This window comes from Hafnia psychrotolerans, assembly GCF_014639435.1.
Lineage (GTDB): Bacteria > Pseudomonadota > Gammaproteobacteria > Enterobacterales > Enterobacteriaceae > Ewingella > Ewingella psychrotolerans.
The window spans coordinates 1-25,147 of sequence record NZ_BMFZ01000016.1 but is presented as its reverse complement, the minus strand read 5'-3'; the positions used below and the strand labels follow the sequence as shown (position 1 = coordinate 25,147).

Sequence of the window (25,147 nt, the reverse complement as noted above, 5' to 3'; positions counted from 1 at the left end):
TGCAACGGAAGAACAACGGCAGCGGACTGCCTTCTGGCACGGTGTTTTGTGATTGTTTTTGAACACAGCAAACCTGTCGATTGTTCATGGGTTCTCCCGGCAAATTGTCGCGCATTATACGCCCGTGATTGTCGACATCAAGCGGAAAAATCATACGCAGCTAATCGATTGCCTTCGGACCCAGATTGAGACAAAAAATGTTAACGGGATCATGCGATGTTGCCTGTTGGGGCGTTATTATGGCATAACATTGAAACACCATTTCATTTTATCCTGGAGAAGGGAAAACCATGCTAACCGGAAATATTCATCAATTGCATTTGGTGCCTTACCTGCCTGCCGAACTGCGTGACGCCATCGAGTATGTCAAGCAGCACATCACCGCTGAAACGCCGCTCGGCAAACATGATATCCGCGGTAATGAAGCTTTTGTGCTGATCTCCAATGACACTACCGAGCCAAAAGCTGTGCGGCGTGCAGAGTTTCACGCCCGCTATCTGGATATTCAAATTATTCTTAACGGCACCGAAGGCATGACGTTCAGTAATCTGCCCGCTGGTAACGTCGATACCGACTGGCTGGCCGACAAAGACATCGCGTTTTTACCCGCCGGTGAGCAGGAAAAAACCATCGTGATGCAGACTGGTGATTTCGTGGTGTTCTATCCCGGCGAAGTCCATAAACCCCTGTGTGCTGTGGGCGAACCGGCCAACGTGCGCAAAGCGGTAGTAAAAATATTGGTTAACGCTTAAAGATTTTCATCCGCCAGCGGCGCAGACGGCCAAGGCGTTCCGGGGCTTTTAGTTTGTGCTTAATCCAAATGACCTGCCAGGGTTGCAGGCGCATCTGGCCGGTGAAAGCTTCCCCACCAATCAAATCTTTGCCCTCCACGGCCAGTTTCACCGGTTGAGACTGGCTGCTAATATTAAAGACGCAGGTAATGCGGTCTTCGGTCTGCGGATCATAACGCTCCATCGCGAACAGTGATTTTCCTAAATCAAATACCCGCTGGCCTGCCTGCGGTGAAAACGCCGGGTGCTCGCGGCGGTGTTTAATCAACGCATTCAACCCAAAAAAGACACGTGCGCGCAGGCTGTCAGTTTTTTGCAGCTCCGCCTCCAACTCGTCGAGTTTAAGTTTCTTACGGTTTATACGGCGGTTAATCCCTGACTGGTGCATACCGTCCAGATCGTTTTCGCTGCCCAGCAAGCTGTGAATATAAATCGCCGGCACGCCAATAAACGACAGCAACAGCGCCTGCGCGGCAAGGAATTTGCGCGCCTTCATGTCGATGTCATCATCTGGCTCAGTCAGTGCGCTGAGGAAGTTAATATTGAGCTCATACGGCGAGTGCGTGCCGTCACCGTTGTCTTTGTAAGAGACGCGGCCCTCTTTACGCAGCGTCTCCTGCGCCATATATTTGCGTTCATCATCGTTGAGGAAGGTTTCGGTCGGACGCAGCCCGATGCCGTCATGGCTGGCCAAAAAATTGAAATAAGTCGTTTCTGGATAGCGCGCTTCGGCGTTCAGGCCTTGCGCCCATTTCGTCAGCGTTGTGGTGTCCTGACGCAAAAAAGCATGCAGCGTGAGCGGCGGAAGTGGGAACTGATACACCATATGTGCTTCATCGCCCTCACCAAAATAGCTGATGTTTTCGTGATGCGGCACGTTGGTTTCGGTGATGAGCCGGGTGCCGGGGATCACTTCATCCAGAATTGTTCGCCACACTTTGATGATATTGTGCGCCTGCGGCATGTGGATACAGCGGGTACCGGCCTCTTTCCAAATATAGCCAATCGCATCGAGGCGGATCGACTGCCCGCCGCTGGCGGCGTATTGCAACAGAACATCAATGCTCTCCAGCAATATCTGCGGATTTTTGAAATTGATGTCGACCTGGTCTTCGCTGAAGGTGGTCCACAGATACAGCTCTGTGCCGTCGGCTTTAATAAAGGGAGTCAGTAACGACGACGCGCGAGGGCGGACGACGCGGCTGTAATCCAGCCCGGGATTAGCGCTGATAAAGTAATCTTTGTAATAGGGGTCGTCGTGCAGATAGCCTTTCATCCAATCGCTGGAGCGTGAGATGTGGTTGATCACGCAGTCGAACATCAAGTTGAAATGGGTGGAGAGCTGATGAATATCGGACCAACCGCCAAGGTGTTCGTCAATGCGGTGATAATCGATGACGCTGAAGCCGTCGTCGGAGCTGTAGGGATACATCGGCAGAATGTGAATATCACTGATGATTTCACGTAAATACCTGTCTGCGAAGTGGTTAAGGGTCTTGAGCGGTGGTTGTTCACCGTGGGTAATATTATCGCCATAGGTGATGAGATAAATATTGGTGCCATCGACCCAACGGGTGGTTTGGTGTTTACCGTAATTCCATTTCTCTGCCAGATGGAGAATTTTCTTCAACAGATCGGCAATGTGTTCCCTGGGATATATCCGGCTCAATAAACTTTCCAGGCGCAGAACGTATTCCAAATTCACTGATTTCATCACGATGCCCTTTTTTTTACCCCTTCGCCTGAAAACGGCAAAAGAAGGCGTGCTTTTTTAAAAGGTTAGTTGAAAAACCGGCATTTTGGCGGGGATACTCGGTGAAAAACTGCAATATTATGTAAAAGCGAGTGAGACGATCCTCCGCCAAAAATGACCCGATGCGCGACAAAGCAAGCATCGGATCATCGTGGGCTTAGAGTGAACCCAGCGTGGCGACCATCACCGCTTTAATGGTGTGCAAGCGGTTTTCAGCCTGATCAAACACCACGCTGTGCGGGGACTCGAACACGTCATTGGTGACTTCCATGCCGCCGTGCAGACCATACTCTTCGGCCATCTGTTTGCCGAGGGTCGTTTGGTCATCATGGAACGCGGGCAAGCAATGCAGAAATTTCACCTGAGGGTTACCGGTCAGGGACAGCATCGCGCTGTTGATCTGATAGGCACGCAGTAAGTTGATGCGCTCTTTCCAGGTCTCTTTGGGCTCCCCCATCGACACCCAGACGTCGGTGTACAAGAAGTCGGCGTCTTTGACGCCGGTAGCAATATCTTCAGTCAGCAAGATCGTGCCGCCATTCTCCTGAGCCAGATGTTGGCAGGTCGCGACCAACTCGGCATCTGGCCAGCAGGCCGTCGGTGCCACCAGACGTAAATTCAGACCGCACAGCGCGGCAGCTTCCAGCAGTGAATTGCCCATATTGTTTCGTGCATCGCCCAGATAGGCAAGTTTCATGCCTTTCAGCGGCTGGCCTGGCAGTTGCTCCTGCATTGTCAGCAGGTCGGCCAATAGTTGCGTCGGGTGAAATTCGTTGGTCAGGCCGTTCCAGACCGGCACACCGGCGAACTCTGCCAGCATTTCGACTTTGTCCTGACCGAAACCGCGATACTGAATACCGTCGTACATCCGTCCCAGCACGCGTGCGGTGTCTTTCATCGACTCTTTATGGCCGATCTGACTGCCGCTTGGGCCGAGGTAAGTCACGTTTGCGCCCTGATCATAAGCGGCAACTTCGAAAGAGCATCGGGTACGGGTTGAGTCTTTTTCGAAGATGAGCGCGATGTTTTTTCCTTGCAGGTGGGCTTTCTCTGTACCGTTTTTCTTCGCGGCTTTTAACTCGGCAGAGAGCTGGAGAAGGGATGCAATTTCCGATGGGGTAAAATCCAGTAACCTGAGAAAATGACGTTTACTCAAAAGACTCATGGTGTTCCTCTCTAATTTTTCGCATTTCATGATGAATATAAATTCAATTTATATGTATGAATATGCAATTACAACCCCGACGTAAAAACTTTGTTGTTTATCCCCTTCATACTTCACGTTGCCGATGCGTTGGCTACACTGACTCACCCGAGTCACTGACTTATGTCAGCTCACCTGGAGCCCTTCGCTTGCTGCCTTCCCGAAACGTGAATTATTTTGGGTATGTAGTGGAGGCTTGCCTCGTGCTGTGTGAAAATGGCGGCAATATACGTCAAATTGATTGAGGACTGAGGCATGGCAAATCGTGAATTGCTAGAAGAACAACGTGAAGAAACCCGCTTAATCATCGAGGAACTGCTGGAAGATGGCAGCGATCCTGACGCGCTTTATACTATTGAACACCACTTATCTTCAGAGAACTTCGACGTTCTGGAGAAAGCAGCGGTTGAAGCTTTCAAATTGGGCTACGAAGTGACCGACGCGGAAGAGTTGGAAGTTGAAGATGGTACGACCGTCATGTGCTGCGACGTGATCAGCGAAATTGCGCTGAATGCCGAACAAATTGACGTACAGGTTGAACAGCTGATGAATCTGGCCGAAACCCAAGGTGTGAACTACGACGGTTGGGGAACTTACTTCGAAGGCGACGACGAAGATGAAGACGGCGAAGAAGGCGATGAAGAAGAAGGTGAGGAAGGCGAGTTAGTTGACGAAGATGATGACGGTAAGCGTCATTAATCATCGCATATTTCTGCACTGAATTGAAAAAAGGCTGCCATTTCTGGCGGCCTTTTTCATGCGGTTTGCGGCTCAGAGAGCCAGTATCCTGGCATCTACAGACGTTACACTAACCGGCTTGTGCTGCCTGATTAAAGCACGTCGCCATTGCTGCCAATGACTTTCTTGTACCATTCAAAACTCTGCTTACGTGACCGCGCCATGGTGCCAGTGCCGTCATCGTTCTTGTCGACGTGAATAAAGCCGTAGCGTTTGCTGTATTCGCCGGTGGTGAAGGACACGCAGTCGATGCAGCCCCAAGGCGTATAGCCCATCAGGTCCACGCCATCTTCCAGCACGGCCTTTTTCATCTGCTCGATGTGGGCTTTCAGATAAGCAATGCGGTAATCATCGTGAACCATGCCGTCGTCAGCCACTTTGTCGATCGCGCCGAAGCCGTTTTCAACGATAAACAGCGGTTTCTGATAACGTTCGTAAAGTACGTTCAGCGAATAACGCAGGCCAACCGGGTCAATCTGCCAGCCCCAGTCGGAGGCTTTGACGTGCGGATTCGGTACGCTGCCCGCGAAACCGGACAGGCCGTTATCATCGCTCGGATTCTGTGCAGAAATCGCGTTGCTCATGTAATAACTCAGGCCGATGTAATCCGCGCAGCCCTCGCGCAGCGCCTGCAAATCGCCATCTTCCATTTTGATGTTGAACCCGCGACGTTCCCACTCTTTCAGCGCATACGCCGGGTAGTAGCCCCGCATATGGACGTCGCTGAACAGGAAGCGTTCATGCATCGCTTCGACGGAATACATCACGTCGTCCGGATGGCAGGAGAACGGGTAGAGCGGCACCATGGCGATCATACAGCCGATCTGGAAATCCGGGTTGATCTGGTGGCCGAGTTTGACCACGTTGGCGCTGGCCACGAACTGGTGATGCAACACCTGATACAGGGTTTCTTCCGGATTTTCCTGCTCGGTGTAAACCACACCGGAGCAACAATAACCGAACAACGGATACTTCCAGTTGCGCTGGTTGTTGATCTCGTTGAAGGTCATCCAGTACTTCACTTTGCCCTTGTAGCGTTCCATGACTACCTGGCTAAAGCGCACGAAGAAATCCACCACTTGACGGTTTTTCCAGCCGCCGTATTCTTTCACCAGATGCCATGGCATCTCAAAGTGGGAGAGGGTGATCACGGGTTCGATGTTGTGTTTCAGCAGCTCATCAAACATGTCATCGTAGAATTGCAGCCCGGCTTCGTTTGGCTGTAATTCGTCGCCATTCGGGAAAATGCGCGTCCAGGCAATCGAGGTGCGAAAGCATTTGAAGCCCATCTCGGCGAACAGCGCGATGTCTTCTTTGTAGTGTGAATAGAAATCCACGGCTTCGTGATTCGGGTAGCTGTAGCCTTCCAGCACGCCGTCGGTCATCACGCGGTCAACGCCGTGCGCGCCGCCGGAAAGCACGTCACAGATGCTGACGCCTTTGCCGCCTTTATTCCAACCGCCTTCAACCTGGTGTGCCGCGACGGCGCCGCCCCATAAGAAATCTTTCGGTAACTGATGACTCATTTTTTTCTCCCTTGATGCGGGCTAAATTAGCCCGCTTTACAAATGTAATGTCAGAATTAATTCATTTCTGCCTGAGTTGTACGTCGGGTTTCTGCTTGTACTTTTTTGGTCGCGGCAACGTCGGGTTCATCTTTAAATCCGACCAGCCAGGTAAACAGCGCACCGAGCACAAAGGCGACGCTGATCGACAGCAGGAAACCGAGGAACTGCGGCATATGGCCTTCTTTGAAGAACACCGGCAGCACGGCGATGCCCGGCAGGCAATAACTCCATGATACGGCGTTGAAGGAGCCAGCAATCGCACCGCCAATACCCCCCGCGACGCAGCTGCACAGGAAAGGTTTTTTGAGACGCAGCGCGACGCCGTAAATGGCCGGTTCGGTGATGCCGAACAACCCGGTGACGCCAGCGGACAGTGAAATGCCTTTCATCTCGCGGCTGCGGGTTTTCAGATACACGCCAAACATGCTGCCGGTCATCGCGAAGACGGCGGAGGCCTGCAGGCCGGTAAAGGTGTCGTAGCCCAGCGTTGCATAGTTGCCGACCGTGACCGGCGTAATGCCCCAGTGGACGCCCAGCGTAACCAGCGGCTGCCAGAATGCACCCACCACAAATCCGGCCACCGTCGGGCTGAGGTGATAGAGATAGTTATAAACGCCGCCAATCGCACCGCCAATCAGGTTGCCCACCGGGCCAAAGACCAGCAACGTCATTGGCACCATAATTGCGATACAAAACATCGGCGTAAACAGATTGCGGATAATGATCGGCAGCACTTTATTGAAGAAACGTTCGAGGTAAGACATGGCCCAGACCATCAGAATGATCGGGATCACCGAGGCGGTATAGCTGAGGTATTTTATCGGTATGCCGAGGAAATCCAGCGTCGGCGCGGCAATCGGAATACCGACCACATCCGTCAGGATACGGGCGATTTCCGGGTTATTCACCGCTTCACGCATTAACTGCTGCATGGCCGGATCGGCGGAGTTGATCGACGTAATTTTGAACGCTGTCAGCATGTTCATGTAATCAGGGCTGATCAGCGCACAGGCAGTAATCACGGCGGTGAAAGGGTTGACGTTGAATTTTTTCGCCGCGGTGAAGGCGATCATGACCGGCAGGAAGGTAAACGCCGTCCACGAAACAAAGTTAAGGATCCGGTAGGTGCCGCTGTTAGCATCCATAACGCCGACTGCGGCGAGGAAAGAGATAATCCCTTGTAAAATACCGCAGGCGGCCAGCGGATAAAGGAAGGGAGTAAAAATGCTGGAGATGATGTCCATGACGCGGCTGACGATGCCGACATTGGGCGCAAAGACCGGCGCGTTTTCATCAATGTGGATCAGCTTCAGCACCTGTTTGTAGGCATCGCTGACGTGGTTGCCGATGGCCACCTGCATCTGGCCACTGGCCTCGATAACGGTAATCACGCCTTTAACGCGTTTTAATTCTTCTTTCTCGACGGCGCTATTATCTTTCAGAACAAAACGTAGCCGTGTGGCGCAATGTGTGATGCTAATCACATTACTTTCGCCGCCGATATATTTAACAATATCCTGAGCTGTCTGAGCGTAATCAATAGCCATTATTTATTATTCTCCTGCCGGGGTGTACAGAGATGATGTTTTATTTTTTTAATTTCTGGCAGGAGTGTAGCAAAAGAAAGGATGATGTCACGATATAACAAAAAACAGGATTAGGAATATGTCACAAGTTTAAAACACCTTGTTTTTTCATTGCGCCATGTCACGTTTTATTAAGGGTAATTTCTTTCCAATGGTCTCGATAATATAAAGTACCGGGATCTGCGTGGTAATATTATATTGCCCTTCGAGCACTATTTGCGGCATGTGGTATGAAATGTTTAGATCGGCCATGCGTGCCAGCGTTGAGTTTTCGCTGTTGGTCAGGCTGATAATCTTGCAGCGATGCTGACTGAACTGGGTGGCGAAACGCAGGACTTCTTCCGTTTCTCCGGAGACAGAAAGAATAATCGCAATAGCGTCTTTATACATGTCGCTATTGATCGGGAAATAAGGGTCATCAATAAAGGTGCTGAATTTCCCGACGTTAGAGAAGAAGCGCGCGCTATATTTCCCTAATGAACCGGATGTTCCCACGCCGACAAATATAATGCGTTGCGCTTCGGCAATTTGTTTCGCGGCCTGATCTAATAATTCATCAAACTCGCTGTTATTAATGCTTTTGAAATAACTGATAATTTCACTAATGCCGAATGAAACGGGTGGTTTTTCTTCATGTTCTAAAAACAGTTTAAAACGGATACGAAATTCCGAATAACCGTCGCAATCCATTTTCTTACAGAACCGCAAAACCGTGGTGGTGGATACCCCGGCGGCATCTGCCAGCTCCCGGATGGTCATATACATCACTTTGTCGCCATTTTTGACGATGTAGTTATAAACCGTCAGTTCCAGTTCATTTAACGCGGAAATGGCTTTGTGAGTGAACATACGGCTGCCTGTCAGGTAATGGAAAGCGAAAGAGCGGTTACAGGTATTTTATCATCGTCACTTCGCAATCGACATGACCTGTATTCCCCATTGCGCCATCAATGTGCTGGAAACCGAGGCGCTCATACAGCGCAATCGCCTGTGTCAGGCTGGCGGTGGTTTCCAGATAGCAGCGGGAAAACCCCTGCTGGCGTGCATGATCAATGGCCTGTAACGCGAGACGTTTCGCCAGCCCCTGGCCGCGCAGCGAAGGCATGAAGTACATCTTCTGCAGCTCACACAGATCGTCCTCTGCGCCTGATAACGGTGCCATACCACCACCCCCGGCGACCACGCCGTCCAGTTCCACCACCCAGTACGCACAGCGCGGCTGGCTGTAGCTTTCATACAGATGGTCCAGATTCGGGTCAGCGACGGTGTAGCCTTTATCTGCCGTGAGGCCAAATTCGGCTGACACGTGACGGATCACGCTGGCGATCGCAGTATTATCTTCAGCGCGGATTGGGCGCACCAGAACGCTGACAGGAAGGGAGGTCGTCATGTTACTCACTCAGTTTCCACTATAGGCAATCAAACAGACCGTTTTAATACCACTTTACGGCGTGCGGATGCAACGCCGCCGTCCCATCCTCTCCATTCCCCTATCTCAAATGAGAATCTTTTTCATCTGAATTGTAAGGTATTTGTTGCCTGAATGTATGCGTACATGATTAAATCTTCAGCGTTATACCAAGCTCTATGCCTCTTTCTTCATGATAAGAAAGGCGGTTTCTCATTCCTTTCAGGACGAAAGATAAAAATGTCTGATAATAATCAATACAACGACAACCTGCATCAGGTTCGTTTTCATGGTAAGGGCGGGGAATATTTCGCAATCTGGCTGGTGAATACTTTACTCACTATTGTCACCTTGGGAATTTATTCTGCCTGGGCGACAGTACGCCGTCGTCGTTATTTTCTGGGTAATACTGAAATAAACGGGGATCGTTTTGATTATCACGCAAAGCCAATTCAAATACTGAAAGGCCGTTTGCTGGTGATCGCAGGTATCATTGTATTTTATATTTTAGCGGCATTAATGCCACAACTGGCCTTGTTGTTCGTACTGGCGTTTTTCGCCCTGCTGCCGTGGGTGATTGTCCGCAGCTGGCGTTACAACGCTATCATGACCAGCTTCCGCGGCGTACGTTTTAACTATCACTGCAAAGTTGGCCGCGCTCATGTATCTGTGTCCGATCCTGCTGATGCTGGCGCTGTATATTCCCATTACGTTCGTGGTATTAATCGCCGTTCAGACCGCCAGTCTCAGCGCGATATTGCTGAGCATGGTGTTAGTGGCCGTTGCATTAGTGCCGGGCATTGCCGCTGTGCAGGGTATTATCAGCGCAATGACGCACGATTTATACGTCAATAATATGTTCTTCGGAAAGACGGCGTTCCGTGCCGAATTGAAGAAAACGGCATTTATTAAATACAGCCTGCTAGGCATTTTATTATTCCTGCCGTTCCTGATTGTTGCCTTTTGGCTGATGGGGTCGTTCTTTACGACGATGTATCAGATGGTCTTAATCGGTGGCATGTCTGATGAAATGGCCGGGGCGATGCTGATGAGCAATATGCTCGACTTCTTCTTTGCCATCGTCATTCTTCTGGTTGGTTCGCTGGTGGTTGCCAGCTATCAGGTGGTCGCGGTTCGTAATTATGTGTTCAATCAGACGCGTATTGGCGACGGCCTAAAACTGCATTCTTCGATGAAAACCGCGTCCTATCTGGGGCTGCTGCTCACTAATGCGTTGATCATGGTGTTCTCGCTGGGTCTGGCAACGCCGGTGGCCCATGTGCGTTCTGCGCGCTACGTGGCAGCATCGACGGCTGTGTCTGGTGACCTGTCGTTGCTGGATGTGCAGGCGCACGGCGACTCTGCCAATACGGCGGTTGCAGAAGAAGTGACGCAGGCGTTTGATGTTGGCGTCGGTCTATAATGCATGATAATTGAAGGCTTCTATCAGCCTCCGGGACGGGCAGCGCGTGAGGCTGCCCGCCTCTTTTTAGAAGACGGACAGCAACTGACGCTGGAAAATCCGGACTCACAGACCCGCTTTTCACTCGGCGAAATTGACGTTTCTGATGCGCTGGGCACCATTCCCTTGTTTCTCACCTTCCCTGACGGCAGCCGTTTTGTTCCGGCCGATGACACGGCGTTTCGCCGCTGGTTGCTCCAACATCGCAAGCCGGGCTGGGTATACCGTATGGAAAGCCATAAGCGCGGCGTTGTCCTTACGCTGCTGGCCACCTGTCTGCTGATCGTCTTCTACGTTTATGGGTTACTGCCGTGGGCCAGTAATACGATCGCGCTGCGCATTCCGACCACGATTGAACAAAACCTCGGGCGTCATACGATGACGCTTCTCAGGGCCAGCGATTTTCAGGATTCAGCATTACCGGAGGATCGCCAAAAAGCACTTCAGGCGCTGTTCATTCAAGTGACACCGCCGTCGTTGCGTAATGACCGGACGCCGGTCAGCCTGAAACTGATGAATATTCCCGATGTCGCTAATGCGTTTATGCTGGCGGACGGTACGCTTGTCCTCAGCGACAGGCTGGTGGCACTCAGCCCCGACGATGACGCGCTGGCGGCGGTGATGCTGCATGAGATGGGCCATCACGCCTACCGGCATCCGATGCGCATGCTGGTGCGTTCTTCGCTGGTATCGCTTACGTTGTTGTGGATGACCGGCGATGTCAGCGGCATCGGCGATATGTTGCTGCAAACGGCATCGCTCGCCAATGAATTGCAGTTCTCACGCGGTATGGAACGTGATGCGGATGACTGGGCGATTAAGGAAATGAAGCGGGAAGGGCGATCGCTGGAACCGATGGCGCAAATCTATTCGCTGCTTTCGGCAGAATCGCAGAAGGAAAAAATCAACGACAGCAGCCTGCCTGACTGGATGAGTACGCACCCGGCGATGCCGTCGCGGATTGAACATATCCGGGAGGCCGCCAAGTTGTAGCCGGTTTTATATCGTAGAATTTGATGCATAAAAAAGGCCGCTTTCGCGGCCTTCGTTATTATCTCATGTGCTCATCAACATGACAGGATTACAGGGCCGCGATGGTGGCTTTCTGTTCTGCAATCTTGATTTTGGCTTCGCCGCAGGCTGCCAGACGGTCACGCTCTTTGGCAACGACCGCTTCAGGCGCACGCGCCACAAAACCCTCGTTAGACAGCTTGCCTTCGATAGACGCAATCTCACCGTCCAGTTTCGCGATCTCTTTATCCAGGCGGGCCAGCTCGGTGTCTTTATCAATCAGACCCGCCATCGGGATCAGCAGCTCAGCGCCTTCTACCAGTTTGGTGACAGAAACCGGGCCTTTGTCGCCAGCAGGCAGAAGGGTGATGGACTCCAGACGGGCCAGAGACGAAATGAAGTTCCGGTTCTGTTCCACACGACGCTGTGCATCTGTACTTGCGCCACGTAGCAGCAGTTCCAGCGGCTTGGCCGGAGACAGGTTCATCTCGGCACGCACGTTACGGATAGCAATGATGGCCTGCTTGATCCACTCCAGATCGGCCAGCGCCAGTTCGTCTGTTTTCGCTGCGTCAAATTCCGGGAAAGGCTGCAGCATGATGGTTTCCGCTGTGATGCCCTTGAGCGTTTTGACGCGCTGCCAGATGGTTTCTGTGATGAACGGAATGATCGGATGCGCAAGACGCAGCAGACCTTCCAGCACGTCCACCAGCGTATGACGAGTGCCGCGCAATTGTGCTTCGCTACCGCCCATCATTACCGGTTTGGTGAGTTCCAGATACCAGTCGCAGAACTGGTTCCAGGTGAATTCATACAGAATACTGGCAGCCAGATCGAAGCGGTAGGTATCCATCGCGTCGCGGTAAGCTTTCACCGTACGGTTATATTCGGCGAGGATCCAGCGATCGGCCAGTGACAGCTCGAGTTCACCGCCGTTCAGGCCACAATCCTGATCTTCTGTGTTCATCAGCACGAAGCGGCTGGCGTTCCACAGTTTGTTACAGAAGTTGCGATAACCCTCAAGACGCTTCATGTCCCAGTTGATGTCACGGCCGGTAGAAGCCAGCGCCGCCAGCGTGAAACGCAGGGCGTCAGTGCCGTGCGGTTCGATGCCGTTCGGGAATTGCTTCTCGGTGCGTTTGCGGATTTTTTCCGCTAACTGAGGCTGCATCATGTTGCCGGTACGTTTTTCCAGCAGATCTTCCAGCGAGATGCCGTCAATCATATCCAGCGGATCGATGACGTTACCCTTCGACTTGGACATTTTCTGTCCTTCGTCGTCGCGGATAAGCCCGGTCATGTAGACGGTATTGAACGGAACCTGCGGTTTGCCATTATCATCTTTAACGAAGTGCATGGTCATCATGATCATGCGCGCGATCCAGAAGAAGATAATGTCGAAGCCGCTGACGACCACGCTTGATGGGTGGAAGGCTTTGAGTTCCAGTGTCTGCTCCGGCCAGCCCAGCGTGGAGAAGGTCCACAGGCCAGAAGAGAACCAGGTATCGAGCACGTCTTCGTCCTGAGTGAGCACCACGTCTGCGCCCAGATTGTTTTCGCTGCGTGCTTCCGCTTCGTCGCGGCCAACGTACACGTTGCCTTCGGCGTCGTACCAGGCCGGAATGCGGTGTCCCCACCACAACTGACGGGAAATACACCAGTCCTGAATGTCGCGCATCCAGCTGAAGTACATGTTCTCGTACTGTTTGGGGACGAACTGAATTTCGCCTGTTTCCACGGCTTCGACTGCGACTTTCGCCAGCGGAGCGGTACGCACGTACCACTGGTCGGTCAGCATGGGTTCGATCACTACGCCGCCACGGTCGCCGTAAGGCACGGTCAGATCGTGAGGTTTGATTTCTTCCAGCAGGCCGGCTTCTTCAAATGCCGCGACTACGGCTTTACGCGCGGCAAAGCGCTCAAGGCCACGGAACGACTCAGGAATGTCGTTGCTGCACTCGTCGCTCTCTTCGCCGTTAGTGTTGAACACTTCAGCGGTCTGGCGGATGTCGCCGTCGAACGTCAGGATGTTGATCATCGGCAGGCCGTGACGTTTACCGACTTCATAGTCGTTAAAGTCGTGGGCTGGCGTGATCTTCACGCAGCCGGTGCCTTTTTCCATGTCGGCGTGTTCGTCGCCCAGAATGGGAATGCGGCGGCCCACCAAGGGAAGAATGATCTCTTTGCCGATCAGATCCTTGTAACGCGGATCTTCCGGGTTTACCGCGACGCCGGTATCACCGAGCACCGTTTCCGGACGGGTGGTGGCGACCACCAGGTAATCTTTGCCTTCTGCGGTTTTTGCACCGTCAGCCAGCGGATAACGCAGGTGCCACATGGATCCTTTGGACTCGCGGTTTTCCACTTCGAGGTCAGAAATCGCGGTGCGCAGTTTTGGATCCCAGTTCACCAGGCGTTTACCACGGTAAATCAGGTCTTCTTTGTACAGCCGGACAAACACTTCGCGCACGGCGTTGGACAGGCCTTCATCCATAGTGAAGCGCTCACGCTCCCAATCCACAGAGTCGCCCAGACGGCGCATCTGGCGGGTAATGGTGCCACCAGATTCCGCTTTCCAGTCCCAAATTTTGTTGATGAACGCTTCGCGGCCATAGTCTTTACGGGTTTTGCCTTCTTCGGCGGCAATTTTGCGCTCAACCACCATTTGGGTAGCGATACCAGCGTGGTCGGTCCCCGCCTGCCACAGCGTATTTTTACCCTGCATGCGTTGATAGCGGATCATGGCGTCCATGATGGTTTGCTGGAAAGCGTGGCCCAGGTGCAAGCTACCGGTGACGTTCGGCGGCGGGATCATGATGGCAAAGCTTTCTTTACTGGTATCACCATGTGGCTTGAAGTAGCCCTGTTCTTCCCAGTGCTCGTAAAGCGGCTGCTCGATGTCTTGCGGGTTATATGTCTTATCCATTTCGCTTTCGTTTTTAGTCGGTCGATGTAGTGACAGACGGCGGCGTGGCCGTGGTCAACGTAAAACCGACGCTGCGATAGGCTTTGTAGCGATCGCGCGCCAGTTGTTTAAGGGAATCTTCGTAAGGGACGAAGTCTACCACTTCATGGAAAGCAGTAGCAAAATCTGCAAACTGAGGCAGGAGATTTATCAGCAAATCACGTGGCGCATTACCACGTTTGCCAGGCCAGCATAGCTCAACCGGCGCGCCGAACTTTGGACCTTCGCCCGCTAAATTGTGCGGGACGAACTGGCTTGGATCGCGTTGCCACAGGGCTTCGTCCAGACGTTCTGCCTGCTGCTGATCTTCACAGGCCAGCAACACGCGTTTTCCCACACGACAGCGCTCAGCGGCAATCTGGCAGGCCAGTGCTTCGTGTGAAGCCAGACTCCCGTCCGCGTCCGGCGCATCGATAAGAAAAAAGGTGGCTTGTTTCATCTGTTATCCATAATAAAACAGGCCGGAGTTAACCGGCCTGATCCCCCTCATCCTTCATGCTGTCTCTGCGTTGGCTGCCTTCATTCACTCTGGACACTGACTTGACGTAAGTTCCCAGAGATTCATTCAGTGGCCGCCGTGATACAGCGCGAACGATTTTGGGTATCGTTTAGAGGCATGGAAAGATCAATCGTCGCCGTCAAGGCCTGCACGGTTGAGCAAGAACTGTGACAGAAGTGCGACCGGACGACCTGTTGCGCCTTTGTTTTTACCTGAACGCCACGCCGTACCGGCGATGTCCAGATGTGCCCAACTGTATTTGCGGGTGAAGCGCGACAGGAAGCAGCCGGCGGTGATAGCCCCACCTGGACGGCCACCGATGTTCGCCATATCCGCAAAGTTTGAATCCAACTGCTCTTGATACTCATCAGCCAGCGGCAGACGCCACGCGCGGTCACCGGACTGCTCGGACGCGCCGATCAGCTCGTGGGCCAGCGGATTGTGGTTCGACAGCAAACCGGTGATGTGATGGCCGAGGGCAATCACACAGGCGCCGGTCAGCGTGGCAACATCAATCACCAGCTCAGGATCGAAACGTTCAACGTAGGTCAAGGCATCGCACAGCACCAGGCGCCCTTCGGCATCGGTATTGAGCACTTCAACGGTCTGTCCGGACATCGTGGTCAATATATCACCTGGACGGAACGCCTGACCGCCTGGCATATTTTCACAGCCAGCCAGCACACCGATCACGTTCAGCGGCAGATTGAGCTCAGCGACGACGCGCATCGCGCCGTATACCGCTGCTGCACCGCACATATCGTACTTCATTTCGTCCATATCACCCGCGGGTTTAATGGAAATACCGCCGGAATCGAAGGTCAGACCTTTGCCGACCAGCACAATAGGCTTAGCGTTAGCATTAGGATTTCCTTTATATTCCATCACCGACATCAGTGATTCATTTTTCGAACCCTGTCCTACCGCCAGATAGGCATTCATCCCCAGCTCTTTCATCTGCTGTTCGCCGATGACGCGGGTGGTGATGTTAGTGCTGAACGCATCGGCCAGTTGGCGGGCCTGGGAAGCCAGATAGGCCGCGTTACAGATATTTGGCGGCATATTGCTGAGATCTTTCGCCGCTTTGATGCCGGAAGAGACCGCCAGGCCATGCTGGATAGCACGTTCGCCGCTGGTCAGTTCGCGGCGCGTAGGCACGTTGAAAACCATTTTACGCAGCGGGCGGCGCGGTTCCACTTTGTTGCTTTTGAGCTGATCGAACGTGTAAAGCGACTCTTTCGAGGTTTCGACCGCCTGGCGCACTTTCCAGTAGTTGTTGCGCCCTTTAACGTGCAGTTCAGTCAGGAAGCAAACCGCTTCCATTGAACCGGTGTCGTTCAGGGTGTTGATGGTTTTCTGAATCACTTGTTTGTACTGGCGCTCATCAAGTTCACGCTCTTTCCCGCATCCGATAAGAAGGATACGTTCGGAAAGAATATTCGGAACATGATGCAGCAACAGGGTTTGGCCCACTTTGCCTTCAAGTTCGCCGCGGCGGAGCAGAGCGCTGATGTAACCGTCACTGATTTTGTCGAGTTGTTCGGCAATGGGTGACAGGCGGCGAGGTTCAAAAACGCCGACTACAATACAGGCACTGCGCTGTTTTTCCGGGCTACCGCTTTTTACACTGAACTCCATGCACTCTCCTGAATCTTAAAGACAACGACGAGGGCTGCGGCTAGAATGAATTGCCGGAGGCATCTCCCGCCACTGTGTTAACGACCTGTGTTAACCTAAACGGCGTTAGTTTTAATTTTGGCGGCTATAAGCATGTTCCTATAGGACACCCCATTTCTCGGTGTTGTAATACTATTTTAGCTGTGAAGGTTGCCATATGATGAGAATAAATGACGGATTAGCGATGAAACTATCGATTTTCCTGCAAAAAGACAAGTTTTCACAGGCGTATTAAGCGTGATCATCATTAGATATCTGGTTAGGGAAACCTTCAAGAGCCAAATCGCAATTCTCTTTATTCTGCTGTTAATCTTCTTTTGTCAGAAGTTGGTCAGGGTTCTGGGGGCAGCGGTCGATGGCGATATCCCAACAAATTTAGTCCTTTCTCTGCTGGGCTTAGGTGTGCCGGAAATGGCGCAACTTATCCTGCCATTAAGCCTATTCCTTGGCTTACTGATGACGTTAGGCAAGCTTTACACTGACAGTGAAATTACTGTCATGCATGCTTGCGGACTCGGTAAACGTTCACTAATCCTTGCTGCCCTCAGTCTGGCGGTGATCACCGCTATTTTTGCGGGTATCAATGCATTCTGGGTCAGTCCCTGGTCTTCAAAACATCAGGATGAAGTTCTGGCGGAAGCCAAAGCCAATCCGAGCATGGCTGCCATGGTCGAAGGCCAATTCCAACAGGCACAGAACGGTAACGCCGTGTTGTTTGTTGGCAGTGTGAAAGGTCAAGAATTCAACAATGTCTTCCTGGCCCAACTGCGGCCCAATGGCAATCAGCGTCCTTCTGTGGTCATCGCAGATAAAGGCCATATAGAGCAGCGCCCGGATGGCTCCCAGATGGTTACCCTCGATCGGGGCACCCGCTACGAGGGTACCGCGCTACTGCGTGACTTCCGCATTACCGACTTCACTAACTACCTGGCGGTGATTGGTCATCAAACCGTTGCCGTGGATACCAGTAATTCAGACCAAATGTCGATGCACCAGCTGTGGCAATCCAATGATCCGGATGCCCGCGCTGAGTTCCATTGGCGGCTGACCTTAGTGGTCTCTGTCTTTATCATGGCGCTGCTGGTGGTGCCGCTCAGCGTGGTTAACCCGCGTCAGGGCCGTGTTCTCAGTATGCTGCCTGCTATTTTGCTGTACTTAATCTTCTTCCTGCTGCAAAGCTCGCTACGGTCTAATGGCGCGAAAGGTAAGCTCGACCCGTTAGTCTGGATGTGGGTCACTAACCTGGCTTACTTCGCGTTAGCGATGGTGCTGAATATGTGGGATACGCTGCCGGTACGTAAAATTCGGGCGCGTTTGAGAGGAAATTCCTGATGTTTGGAGTATTAGACCGATATATCGGCCGCACTATTTTCAACACCATCATGATGACCTTATTCATGCTGGTGTCGCTGTCCGGCATCATCAAGTTTGTCGACCAACTGCGCAAAGTCGGGCAGGGCGCATATTCAGCGTCGGGTGCCGGGATCTATACCTTGCTCAGCGTGCCGAAAGACGTAGAGATTTTCTTCCCGATGGCAGCGCTGCTGGGGGCGTTACTGGGGCTTGGTACCTTGGCTACGCGCAGTGAACTGGTGGTGATGCAGGCGTCTGGCTTTACCCGTATGCAGATCGCTTCCTCCGTCATGAAGACCGCGATCCCGCTGGTATTTCTGACCATGGCGATTGGTGAATGGGTCGCGCCGCAGGGCGAACAGATGGCCCGTAACTACCGGGCGCAACAGATGTACGGCGGTTCACTGCTTTCCACGCAGAACGGCCTGTGGGCTAAAGATGGTAAAGACTTTATCTATATCGAACGCGTGGCGGGCGATAACGAGATCACCGGCGTCAACATCTACCACTTCAACGATGCGAACAAATTGCAATCTGTACGTTATGCCTCGTCAGCAACCTTCGAAAATGGCGTGTGGAAGCTGTCGCAAGTCGATGAATCTATTCTGACCGATCCGAAGCAAATTACCGGTTCGCAGACATTGACCGGGGAATGGAAAACCAATCTGACGCCAGACAAACTGGGTGTGGTGGCGCTGGACCCGGACGCGCTGTCGATCAGCGGACTGCATAGCTACGTGAAGTACCTCAAACAGAGCGGGCAGGAGTCTAAACGTTACCAACTGAACATGTGGAGCAAAATCTTCTCGCCACTGTCGGTAGCGGTAATGATGCTGATGGCGCTGTCATTCATCTTCGGCCCTCTGCGCAGTGTGCCAATGGGCGTGCGCGTAGTGACGGGGATTTGTTTTGGTTTCCTGTTCTACGTCATGGACCAGATTTTCGGTCCTCTCAGTTTGGTGTACAGCATTCCGCCAGTTCTCGGTGCGTTGTTACCGAGCATGTTGTTCCTGGTGATCAGTATCATCCTGCTGCTGAAAAAACGCTGACAAGACCGATATCTAAAAAAGGCCGCCTTCTATTGTGAAAAATGAAAGCGGCCTTTTTACTGCCTTTTTTCTGACATTAAATCTCGTTATTGCGCACCAGTTCGGCCACGAGATCATTCACGCCGTCACTCATGTTCTTGAATTTGCTCAGTTCGCTGCGGGTCACCACGATAAATACGCCAATACCGCGCTGCGGCACCATCGCCACGTAGGTAATAAACCCGCCACCACCACCGGTTTTCTGAATAATGCGTGGCAACAGCGGCGTGGGTGCCATGGTTACCCAACCCAGCCCCAGAGAATCCGCGACACCCGGCACGTCCATTCCTTTCAGTGACACCAGATCCGTGCGCTTGTAATACATCTTTTGCGCCAGTTCGGCGGTAATACTGCGTTTACCGAGCGCCGAAGGCAGGAACTGACGCATCCAGCGGCCCATGTCTGCCGGAGTTGAGTAAAGCCCGCCGCTGCCCGCTGCCGCCGTGGTGTTCAGGCATGGGCTTGGCCGCAACCCACTCATCAACCGTGCGCACTGGCTGGCATTTGGCGTCAGTGTGGTATCAACCATACCGAGCGGCTGAGTTATTTGCTCTCTCAATAACTGGGGATAAGGCTTGCGTGCGGCGTTAGACAGCGCGTCTGCCAGCAGATCAAACGCCAGATTCGAATAGGCGGCTTTGGCACCCGGCGGAGTCGTTATTTTGGCTAACCGCAGCCAGGTCCAACGTTCGCTTTTGGTCGGCCAGGTAAACACCGGGCGATGAGGCACACCGCCCGGTTGTTCGCGCGGCAGGCCGCTGGTGTGGGTCGCTAAATTTAACAGAGTGATTGGCGTTGTACTGCTGTAAGAGGGTACCCTGTTTCCGCCGGAATACTTGCGCAGCGGATCGTTAATGCGCACCGTGCCCTGCTGTGACAGCTTTATCAGTATTTCGCTGGTAATGAGTTTCGTCAGCGAGGCGATACGAATCACGGAGTCTTCACGTGGACGGATATCTGAACCGGGCCGCGTTTCGCCAAAACTGCGAAATACCTGCTGCTGATTATCGACAACAACCATCGCCATCCCCATAGCACCACTGCCATAGAAAATGTGCTCAGCGTAGTCATCAACGACTTGCGAGGCCAGACGCGCATTCTGTGCATGGCCCAATATTGGCGCGCTGGCAAAAGCCATCGCCAGAAGCGAAAGAGTGATTTTTTTCAACAGACCGGTATCCATCAACAAGACAAAAGAATTTTTGTAGCCATTATACTAATGCCTACTTTGCGAAACGGCATGAGGAAAAGTGTCTTACGCAGAAAAATAAGTGAGGAAAACTATCGAATTTGCAGCAGGATGCCGTTTTTTTCGGCACTTGAACTCGCTATGCATGGATAACTATTGCGTGACTCGCTGTGCTGGGTATAATGCCCACGTTTTCCGCATACTACTTTCTGTGCCGAAGTGGCGAAATCGGTAGACGCAGTTGACTCAAAATCAACCGCCGCAAGGCGTGCCGGTTCGATTCCGGCCTTCGGCACCATTAGTAATGTATGAAAATTAAGACACCCGCTGAGGTGTCTTTTTTTATGCCTAAAATTCAGTATTTACCGATCATTCCCGCGATATTAATTCTCTCAAGCTCAACCGACATCCATGTACATCTACCAACAGATGTTGGTACTGATGATGGCATCACCGGTTTGATAATGCCTCTACCAACAGGGAAGGGATAAGCATGGCGTTGACAGATATTAAGGCCAAAACTTCCAAGCCCACAGAGAAGCAATATAAACTGACCGATGCCAATGGCATGCATCTTCTGGTTCACACCAACGGCTCAAATTGGTCTAAGGATGCGGTAGAACGGCAGATGAGCCATCAGGAGCGAAACTCGGTGCATTCATAAAGCGGAACATCTTGATGAGCGTAGGCTGATGCTGCAGTGGTGGGCTGATTTTCTGGATGCAAACAGGCAGCAAGCTATCTCACCTTTTGATTATGCAAAAGTAAATAATTCATTCAAATAACCATCACCCGTCTTTTATCGTGATACATCCCTTTCAATGATTTTTATATCATTGAAAGCCTCTATCAAAAGACAAGGGCTTTTTTGCGTTTTAATTAAACTAAAAGGAAATCATGATGGAAAGTAACATTTGTTGTCCGATAGACGCAGATCTTAAAGACAGATTTAGCCAGGTCGATGCCAATGACTTTTATCGAGTTCATGGTGCAATACCTCTGAAAAAACAACACTCAGCATAAGTGTGGCAAACTTATGCTGAGTGAGGCTATTCATCACATGACTACATCAACGGCATCGCTATCACTTAAGAAATCATCCGTTTGGGTATAAATAAACTGTTTTAAAAACTGATCAATGCGAATATTCAGTTTAAATAGAGGTATGGTTACGCCATCTTGTTTTTCAAAATAGGCTTTGGCTTTTGCTTTATCTACCGTTTCTTTTAATGCGTCGAAGCGACCAAAGTCGTTGAGGTTCTTATCATTAACACTATCAGCCATTAATGCTACGAGCAGTCCTTTATCTAAACCAAGAGCATTAACAACTGCGTTTAATTGCGCATTTTCAGCGTTATCTTTATAGGTGTTGATGTAGTCTCTAAAAGTATAGCCTTCAATTAACTGCGCATCGCCGCGCTGCAAGTCGTGCAAGAAGAGTTTTGCGTACTTTTGCTCGTTTTGGGTGAGCGATGCAAACGACTTGTGCAGCTCATTTAATGTGGTTTCAATGCTCGCAGAGTCTTGGTGTTGGTTCAGCTCTTTTAAAAATTTATCAAAGCGGTTGTTCATATAGTCGGCATCGATTTTGCCGGTATCTATTTCAGTTAAATAGCCACTGATATCAAAAGGCACATCGCCGCCACCTGCACCGTCGTGGTCACCTTTGCCTACCAACTCTTTGTAACGCAGGACCAGACTAAGGTATGTTTGTTCGTCTATGGCCAGCGTAACCTCATGTTCTACATTATTTCCTGTAGAGGAATAGAGCGACGGTTCCCAATGCAAACCTTGTACTTTAGCCGCTTCCAGGTGCTTGCTAAAGGTGTTAAATAATTTGGCGAATTGGGCACAGACTTCTATCTCGTCCGGCAACTTTTCGAAATTCTCAACACCTGCGCTGACAAACAGCTCGGTAATTTCAGCCACTAATTCATTCATGGCTTTAATATTGCTTTCTAACTTATCTACGAAGAGGCCGATAGGCTTGTCGCCGGAATAGAGTTTTACCGCAGCGTTAATGTGCTGCTCCATGGTATGCGGATAGCGATAATACCGGATAATTCCGTGGGGTTTGTCGGGGCCAAATAAACGATTGGTGCGTGAGAACGCTTGAATAATATTTTGGTATTTAATCACCTTATCTAAATACAAGGTATTAAGCCATTTAGAGTCAAAGCCAGTGAGCATTTGATCTACAACAATCAGTAAATCTAATTGTTTTGACGGCTCGGTATGAATGCGCTCGTAGGGCTTTTTATGGGCAAGGCGTGCCGCTAAATCTTTTTTAAAGGCCGCGTGGCGGGCAAAATCAAAGTCCTGGCCATAACGCGCGTTATAGTCGGCCATAATTTCTTCCAGACCATCGCCCTTAAAAGTAGGGCCACGATCGCTACTGCCATCGTTATCAATGTGCGGGTCAAATAAAGCCGATATTTTAAGCTCAGGTTTGGCGGCTTTTAAACGGCGGTAATAGTCAATGGCTTCAGCAATGCTGCTAGTGGCTAAAATCGCGTGGAATTTATTGCCCTGGCTGAGCACATCCCACCCGGCCAGAATATCTTCTACCACCTTTTCTTGATGGGCTGCAGTGAGATATTGCTCTTTTGGCACATAATCCTCTATACCTTTGATATACTTACCAACTGCATCTTTATGGCCAGCCATAGGCACTTCATTCATAAAATAATTAAATTTTTTCTTTTTGGCAGGTACAGACATCGCCTCCGCCACCGAATCGGCTTTGGCCTGTTCGAGGGCGACGTGTTGGCGTAGCTCTTTATCTTTAAAGGTACAGGCTTTGTAAGGATCAAAGCCCAAAACATTGCCATCGCGAATACCGTCGGCAATGCTGTAACGGTGTAACTCGTTTCCAAAAACATCAGCGGTCGTGTTGTTGTTAACATGGTTTTCATCATGGATAGGTGTGCCGGTAAAACCAAAAAACAACGCGGCAGGAAACGTCTTTTTGACTGTAATTAACATTCCGTCCTTATTATCTTTGCCGCCGCTCATGGTTGAACGGTGCGCCTCATCGACAATAAACACCAAACGCTTAGCGCGAATTTTTTCAATATCCGCAGAGTTTGTGGCCGTGCCTTCATCGTCTACCGCTTCAAAAATATTACTCATTTTTTGAATGGAGCTAACAATTAAGGTATCGGCAGGTGTAGTGCTTTTTAATTTGGTAATGAGTACGTGAGTATTTTCGGTGGCTTGTACGTCTTCGCCATCGCCAGCAAAATTGCGGTATTCCGCGAGAGACTGCGTGCCCAGCTCAATCCTGTCCATTAAAAAAATGACTTTATCGGCATCTTTGGATTGTGCGATCAACTGCGCCGATTTAAAGCTGGTCATGGTTTTACCCGAACCTGTGGTATGCCAGACATAACCCCCAAGGCGATCGGGATTATTGGCCGCGCTACCCAGTTGCTGCCAGTTGGTTTTGGCCACTTTGTCAGATATCGCATTGGCGGCGTAATACTGATAACTGCGCATTACCTTAAGCACGCCGTCGGTATCGTCGGCGACGGTATAAAAGCCAATCAACTGGTGCGCCATAGGGATGGAAAGCAAGGTAGAGGCGATGTCTTTCCAGTGGTTCATGGGTTCGTTATTAAAATCGGCCCAGTTAAATTGATAGTCGGGGTTAAACTTGCCGTCTAGCCCAGGGTTGGCAAAGTATTTTGCCTCGTTGGGCTCCATGGCCACAAACACCTGGATAAGCGAAAATAGGCCGCTAAATACACCCTCTTTGCTGTACTTTTCAATTTGGTTTACTGCCTGGCTAACCGGAATGCCGCTGCGCTTTAGCTCTACATGGATCACCGGCATCCCGTTAATCAGTAGTAGCACATCACCGCGTCGGTCGTTACGCAAAGGGCTACCGCGTTCAAATTTAGGCTGCTGCACTATTTGGTAACGGCTTTGGCCAGCGGCGATTTCCTGGCGATCGTATATTTTTAAGCTGACTTCTTTGCCCATATGTAAGGTATCGGCTGGGTTATCGCGCTTAATGGCCACGGTTTTACCGTTAATTAAGCCGTTGAGCTTGAGCGGGGTTTTAAGTTCTTTGATTTGCTCAATAATTTGCTGCATCTCAGTCGCGGTAAGCGGAACATCGTTTAAGCGATCCCGCTGGCGATTATTTTCAAACAAAATGTTTGCCCAATTTCGCAGTAAATCCGCTTCGGTTTTATTTTTGAGTATCTCGGTTTCCCAGCCCTTATTGGCCAGTACTTCAATAAATGCCTGCTCAAATTGCGCTTCAGTTGTAAAGGTGGTCATGATTTCTGCTATCCCCGCTAAACAAACATTTTACTCAAGCAAGCCTGCTTGATGTTATTGAGTTTGGTGATTTGTTGTTGGTGCTGGTTTATCAGGTTGTCGAGTTTTTGGAAGTAGTTGCCGATTTTTTGTTGTTCATCTTCTGTTGGAAACATAAAAGACATACTCTTAAAAGAGCCATTGGTAATCTGGTTAATTGTAGCACCTAGATTTTTCTCAACTTCAGATGTGAAAATTTTTGTATCTAATAATGCATTTATAAATGCAGGCTGCTTACTTCTGATGCCAGTCATAAAAGCACCAATTACTGTATTATTCATGCGTGAAGTTACTTGCGCATGTTTCCCAATTAAGGATCTTGAGCCGTTTCGGACAACAACAATAATGTCTCCCTCCACCACATTGCTGCAATTAACTACTACAGGATTAACGTATATGTTATTGTAGTCCCTCCTGAATTTAGTCTTACTGCTTGATAGAGTTCTCTGGTTAAAATACAACCATTGGGAGGCTCATCATGAAGAAAGCGCGTTTCACTGAAACTCAGATCCTGCGAGTTCTAAAAGAA

General features: G+C 50.8%; 17 protein-coding genes, 1 tRNA gene and 2 pseudogenes. 8 read left to right on the top strand and 12 right to left on the bottom strand.

Annotated elements, in window-relative coordinates; genetic code table 11:
* The first annotated feature begins 290 nt into the window (after positions 1–290).
* On the top strand, positions 291–752 hold the full coding sequence (locus tag IEV89_RS20580) for a NanQ anomerase/TabA/YiaL family protein (protein WP_188475382.1): 462 nt from the start codon (positions 291–293) through the stop codon (positions 750–752).
* On the opposite strand, the gene IEV89_RS20575 is transcribed toward IEV89_RS20580, so the two are convergent.
* Positions 742–2,505: an alpha-amylase family glycosyl hydrolase gene (locus tag IEV89_RS20575; protein ID WP_188475381.1), complete on the bottom strand. Its 1,764-nt coding sequence runs from the start codon at positions 2,503–2,505 to the stop codon at positions 742–744. The two genes, IEV89_RS20580 and IEV89_RS20575, sit on opposite strands and share 11 nt — an antisense overlap.
* A 196-nt stretch (positions 2,506–2,701) precedes the next feature.
* Positions 2,702–3,709 carry an ornithine carbamoyltransferase gene (gene argF, locus IEV89_RS20570; RefSeq protein WP_188475380.1) on the bottom strand — a complete coding sequence of 336 codons (1,008 nt, stop codon included), beginning with the start codon at positions 3,707–3,709 and terminating at the stop codon, positions 2,702–2,704.
* 294 nt (positions 3,710–4,003) lie between these two features.
* Here argF and rraB point away from each other — a divergent pair, with 294 nt between their 5' ends.
* The gene (gene rraB, locus IEV89_RS20565; RefSeq protein ID WP_188475379.1) at positions 4,004–4,447 is read left to right on the top strand and encodes a ribonuclease E inhibitor RraB; all 444 of its coding nucleotides are present in this window, start codon (positions 4,004–4,006) and stop codon (positions 4,445–4,447) included.
* Between the two features lie 131 nt (positions 4,448–4,578).
* Here rraB and IEV89_RS20560 read toward each other — a convergent pair whose 3' ends face one another.
* From IEV89_RS20560 to IEV89_RS20545, 4 genes are all read right to left on the bottom strand, one after another.
* Entirely contained in the window at positions 4,579–6,012 is a 1,434-nt protein-coding gene (locus IEV89_RS20560) for a 6-phospho-beta-glucosidase (protein WP_188475378.1), read from the bottom strand.
* 56 nt (positions 6,013–6,068) lie between these two features.
* The gene (locus IEV89_RS20555) at positions 6,069–7,601 is read right to left on the bottom strand and encodes a PTS transporter subunit EIIC (protein WP_188475377.1); all 1,533 of its coding nucleotides are present in this window, start codon (positions 7,599–7,601) and stop codon (positions 6,069–6,071) included.
* Positions 7,602–7,748: 147 nt separating this feature from the next.
* The gene (locus tag IEV89_RS20550) at positions 7,749–8,489 is read right to left on the bottom strand and encodes a MurR/RpiR family transcriptional regulator (protein ID WP_188475376.1); all 741 of its coding nucleotides are present in this window, start codon (positions 8,487–8,489) and stop codon (positions 7,749–7,751) included.
* Between the two features lie 37 nt (positions 8,490–8,526).
* Positions 8,527–9,030 carry a GNAT family N-acetyltransferase gene (locus IEV89_RS20545; RefSeq protein ID WP_188475409.1) on the bottom strand — a complete coding sequence of 168 codons (504 nt, stop codon included), beginning with the start codon at positions 9,028–9,030 and terminating at the stop codon, positions 8,527–8,529.
* Positions 9,031–9,288: 258 nt separating this feature from the next.
* On the opposite strand from IEV89_RS20545, the pseudogene IEV89_RS20540 reads away from it, so the two are divergent.
* Together IEV89_RS20540 and IEV89_RS20535 are read left to right on the top strand one after the other, a co-directional pair.
* Positions 9,289–10,471: pseudogene (locus tag IEV89_RS20540) on the top strand (YjgN family protein).
* 3 nt (positions 10,472–10,474) lie between these two features.
* Positions 10,475–11,503: a M48 family metallopeptidase gene (locus IEV89_RS20535; protein ID WP_188475375.1), complete on the top strand. Its 1,029-nt coding sequence runs from the start codon at positions 10,475–10,477 to the stop codon at positions 11,501–11,503.
* A gap of 88 nt (positions 11,504–11,591) precedes the next feature.
* Here IEV89_RS20535 and IEV89_RS20530 read toward each other — a convergent pair whose 3' ends face one another.
* The 3 genes from IEV89_RS20530 to pepA form a co-directional block, all read right to left on the bottom strand.
* The gene (locus tag IEV89_RS20530; protein WP_188475374.1) at positions 11,592–14,447 is read right to left on the bottom strand and encodes a valine--tRNA ligase; all 2,856 of its coding nucleotides are present in this window, start codon (positions 14,445–14,447) and stop codon (positions 11,592–11,594) included.
* Between the two features lie 13 nt (positions 14,448–14,460).
* Positions 14,461–14,925 (bottom strand): DNA polymerase III subunit chi, encoded by a 465-nt coding sequence (locus IEV89_RS20525; RefSeq protein ID WP_188475373.1) that lies wholly within the window; start codon positions 14,923–14,925, stop codon positions 14,461–14,463.
* A gap of 186 nt (positions 14,926–15,111) precedes the next feature.
* Entirely contained in the window at positions 15,112–16,623 is a 1,512-nt protein-coding gene (pepA, locus tag IEV89_RS20520) for a leucyl aminopeptidase (protein WP_188475372.1), read from the bottom strand.
* 276 nt (positions 16,624–16,899) lie between these two features.
* Between pepA and lptF the strand changes: the two genes are divergently transcribed.
* Positions 16,900–17,994 (top strand): LPS export ABC transporter permease LptF, encoded by a 1,095-nt coding sequence (lptF, locus tag IEV89_RS20515; protein WP_188475371.1) that lies wholly within the window; start codon positions 16,900–16,902, stop codon positions 17,992–17,994.
* On the top strand, positions 17,994–19,064 hold the full coding sequence (lptG, locus tag IEV89_RS20510) for an LPS export ABC transporter permease LptG (RefSeq protein WP_188475370.1): 1,071 nt from the start codon (positions 17,994–17,996) through the stop codon (positions 19,062–19,064). Before lptF ends, lptG begins: the two co-directional genes overlap by 1 nt.
* Positions 19,065–19,140: 76 nt before the next feature.
* Here the strand turns inward: lptG and ampH are convergent, their stop codons facing one another.
* Entirely contained in the window at positions 19,141–20,286 is a 1,146-nt protein-coding gene (gene ampH, locus IEV89_RS20505; protein WP_188475408.1) for a D-alanyl-D-alanine-carboxypeptidase/endopeptidase AmpH, read from the bottom strand.
* Between the two features lie 219 nt (positions 20,287–20,505).
* Here ampH and IEV89_RS20500 point away from each other — a divergent pair.
* Positions 20,506–20,590 (top strand) — tRNA-Leu (locus IEV89_RS20500).
* A gap of 303 nt (positions 20,591–20,893) precedes the next feature.
* Positions 20,894–21,077: pseudogene (locus IEV89_RS20495) on the top strand (integrase); the annotation flags it as partial.
* Positions 21,078–21,348: 271 nt separating this feature from the next.
* Here the strand turns inward: IEV89_RS20495 and IEV89_RS20490 are convergent.
* Both IEV89_RS20490 and IEV89_RS20485 read right to left on the bottom strand, forming a co-directional pair.
* Positions 21,349–24,579, bottom strand: a complete 3,231-nt coding sequence (locus IEV89_RS20490; protein ID WP_188475369.1) for a type I restriction endonuclease subunit R, EcoR124 family — start codon at positions 24,577–24,579, stop codon at positions 21,349–21,351.
* 17 nt (positions 24,580–24,596) lie between these two features.
* Positions 24,597–24,980 (bottom strand): restriction endonuclease subunit S, encoded by a 384-nt coding sequence (locus IEV89_RS20485; RefSeq protein ID WP_268235674.1) that lies wholly within the window; start codon positions 24,978–24,980, stop codon positions 24,597–24,599.
* Positions 24,981–25,147 lie beyond the last annotated feature (167 nt).

Excerpts from the sequence above, each read along its gene's own strand:
- IEV89_RS20580 (WP_188475382.1), top strand. The coding sequence starts at position 291 with ATGCTAACCGGAAATATTCATCAATTGCATTTGGTGCCTTACCTGCCT.
- IEV89_RS20575 (WP_188475381.1), bottom strand. The coding sequence starts at position 2,505 with ATGAAATCAGTGAATTTGGAATACGTTCTGCGCCTGGAAAGTTTATTG.
- argF (WP_188475380.1), bottom strand. The coding sequence starts at position 3,709 with ATGAGTCTTTTGAGTAAACGTCATTTTCTCAGGTTACTGGATTTTACC.
- rraB (WP_188475379.1), top strand. The coding sequence starts at position 4,004 with ATGGCAAATCGTGAATTGCTAGAAGAACAACGTGAAGAAACCCGCTTA.
- IEV89_RS20560 (WP_188475378.1), bottom strand. The coding sequence starts at position 6,012 with ATGAGTCATCAGTTACCGAAAGATTTCTTATGGGGCGGCGCCGTCGCG.
- IEV89_RS20555 (WP_188475377.1), bottom strand. The coding sequence starts at position 7,601 with ATGGCTATTGATTACGCTCAGACAGCTCAGGATATTGTTAAATATATC.
- IEV89_RS20550 (WP_188475376.1), bottom strand. The coding sequence starts at position 8,489 with ATGTTCACTCACAAAGCCATTTCCGCGTTAAATGAACTGGAACTGACG.
- IEV89_RS20545 (WP_188475409.1), bottom strand. The coding sequence starts at position 9,030 with ATGACGACCTCCCTTCCTGTCAGCGTTCTGGTGCGCCCAATCCGCGCT.
- IEV89_RS20535 (WP_188475375.1), top strand. The coding sequence starts at position 10,475 with ATGATAATTGAAGGCTTCTATCAGCCTCCGGGACGGGCAGCGCGTGAG.
- IEV89_RS20530 (WP_188475374.1), bottom strand. The coding sequence starts at position 14,447 with ATGGATAAGACATATAACCCGCAAGACATCGAGCAGCCGCTTTACGAG.
- IEV89_RS20525 (WP_188475373.1), bottom strand. The coding sequence starts at position 14,925 with ATGAAACAAGCCACCTTTTTTCTTATCGATGCGCCGGACGCGGACGGG.
- pepA (WP_188475372.1), bottom strand. The coding sequence starts at position 16,623 with ATGGAGTTCAGTGTAAAAAGCGGTAGCCCGGAAAAACAGCGCAGTGCC.
- lptG (WP_188475370.1), top strand. The coding sequence starts at position 17,994 with ATGTTTGGAGTATTAGACCGATATATCGGCCGCACTATTTTCAACACC.
- ampH (WP_188475408.1), bottom strand. The coding sequence starts at position 20,286 with ATGGATACCGGTCTGTTGAAAAAAATCACTCTTTCGCTTCTGGCGATG.
- IEV89_RS20490 (WP_188475369.1), bottom strand. The coding sequence starts at position 24,579 with ATGACCACCTTTACAACTGAAGCGCAATTTGAGCAGGCATTTATTGAA.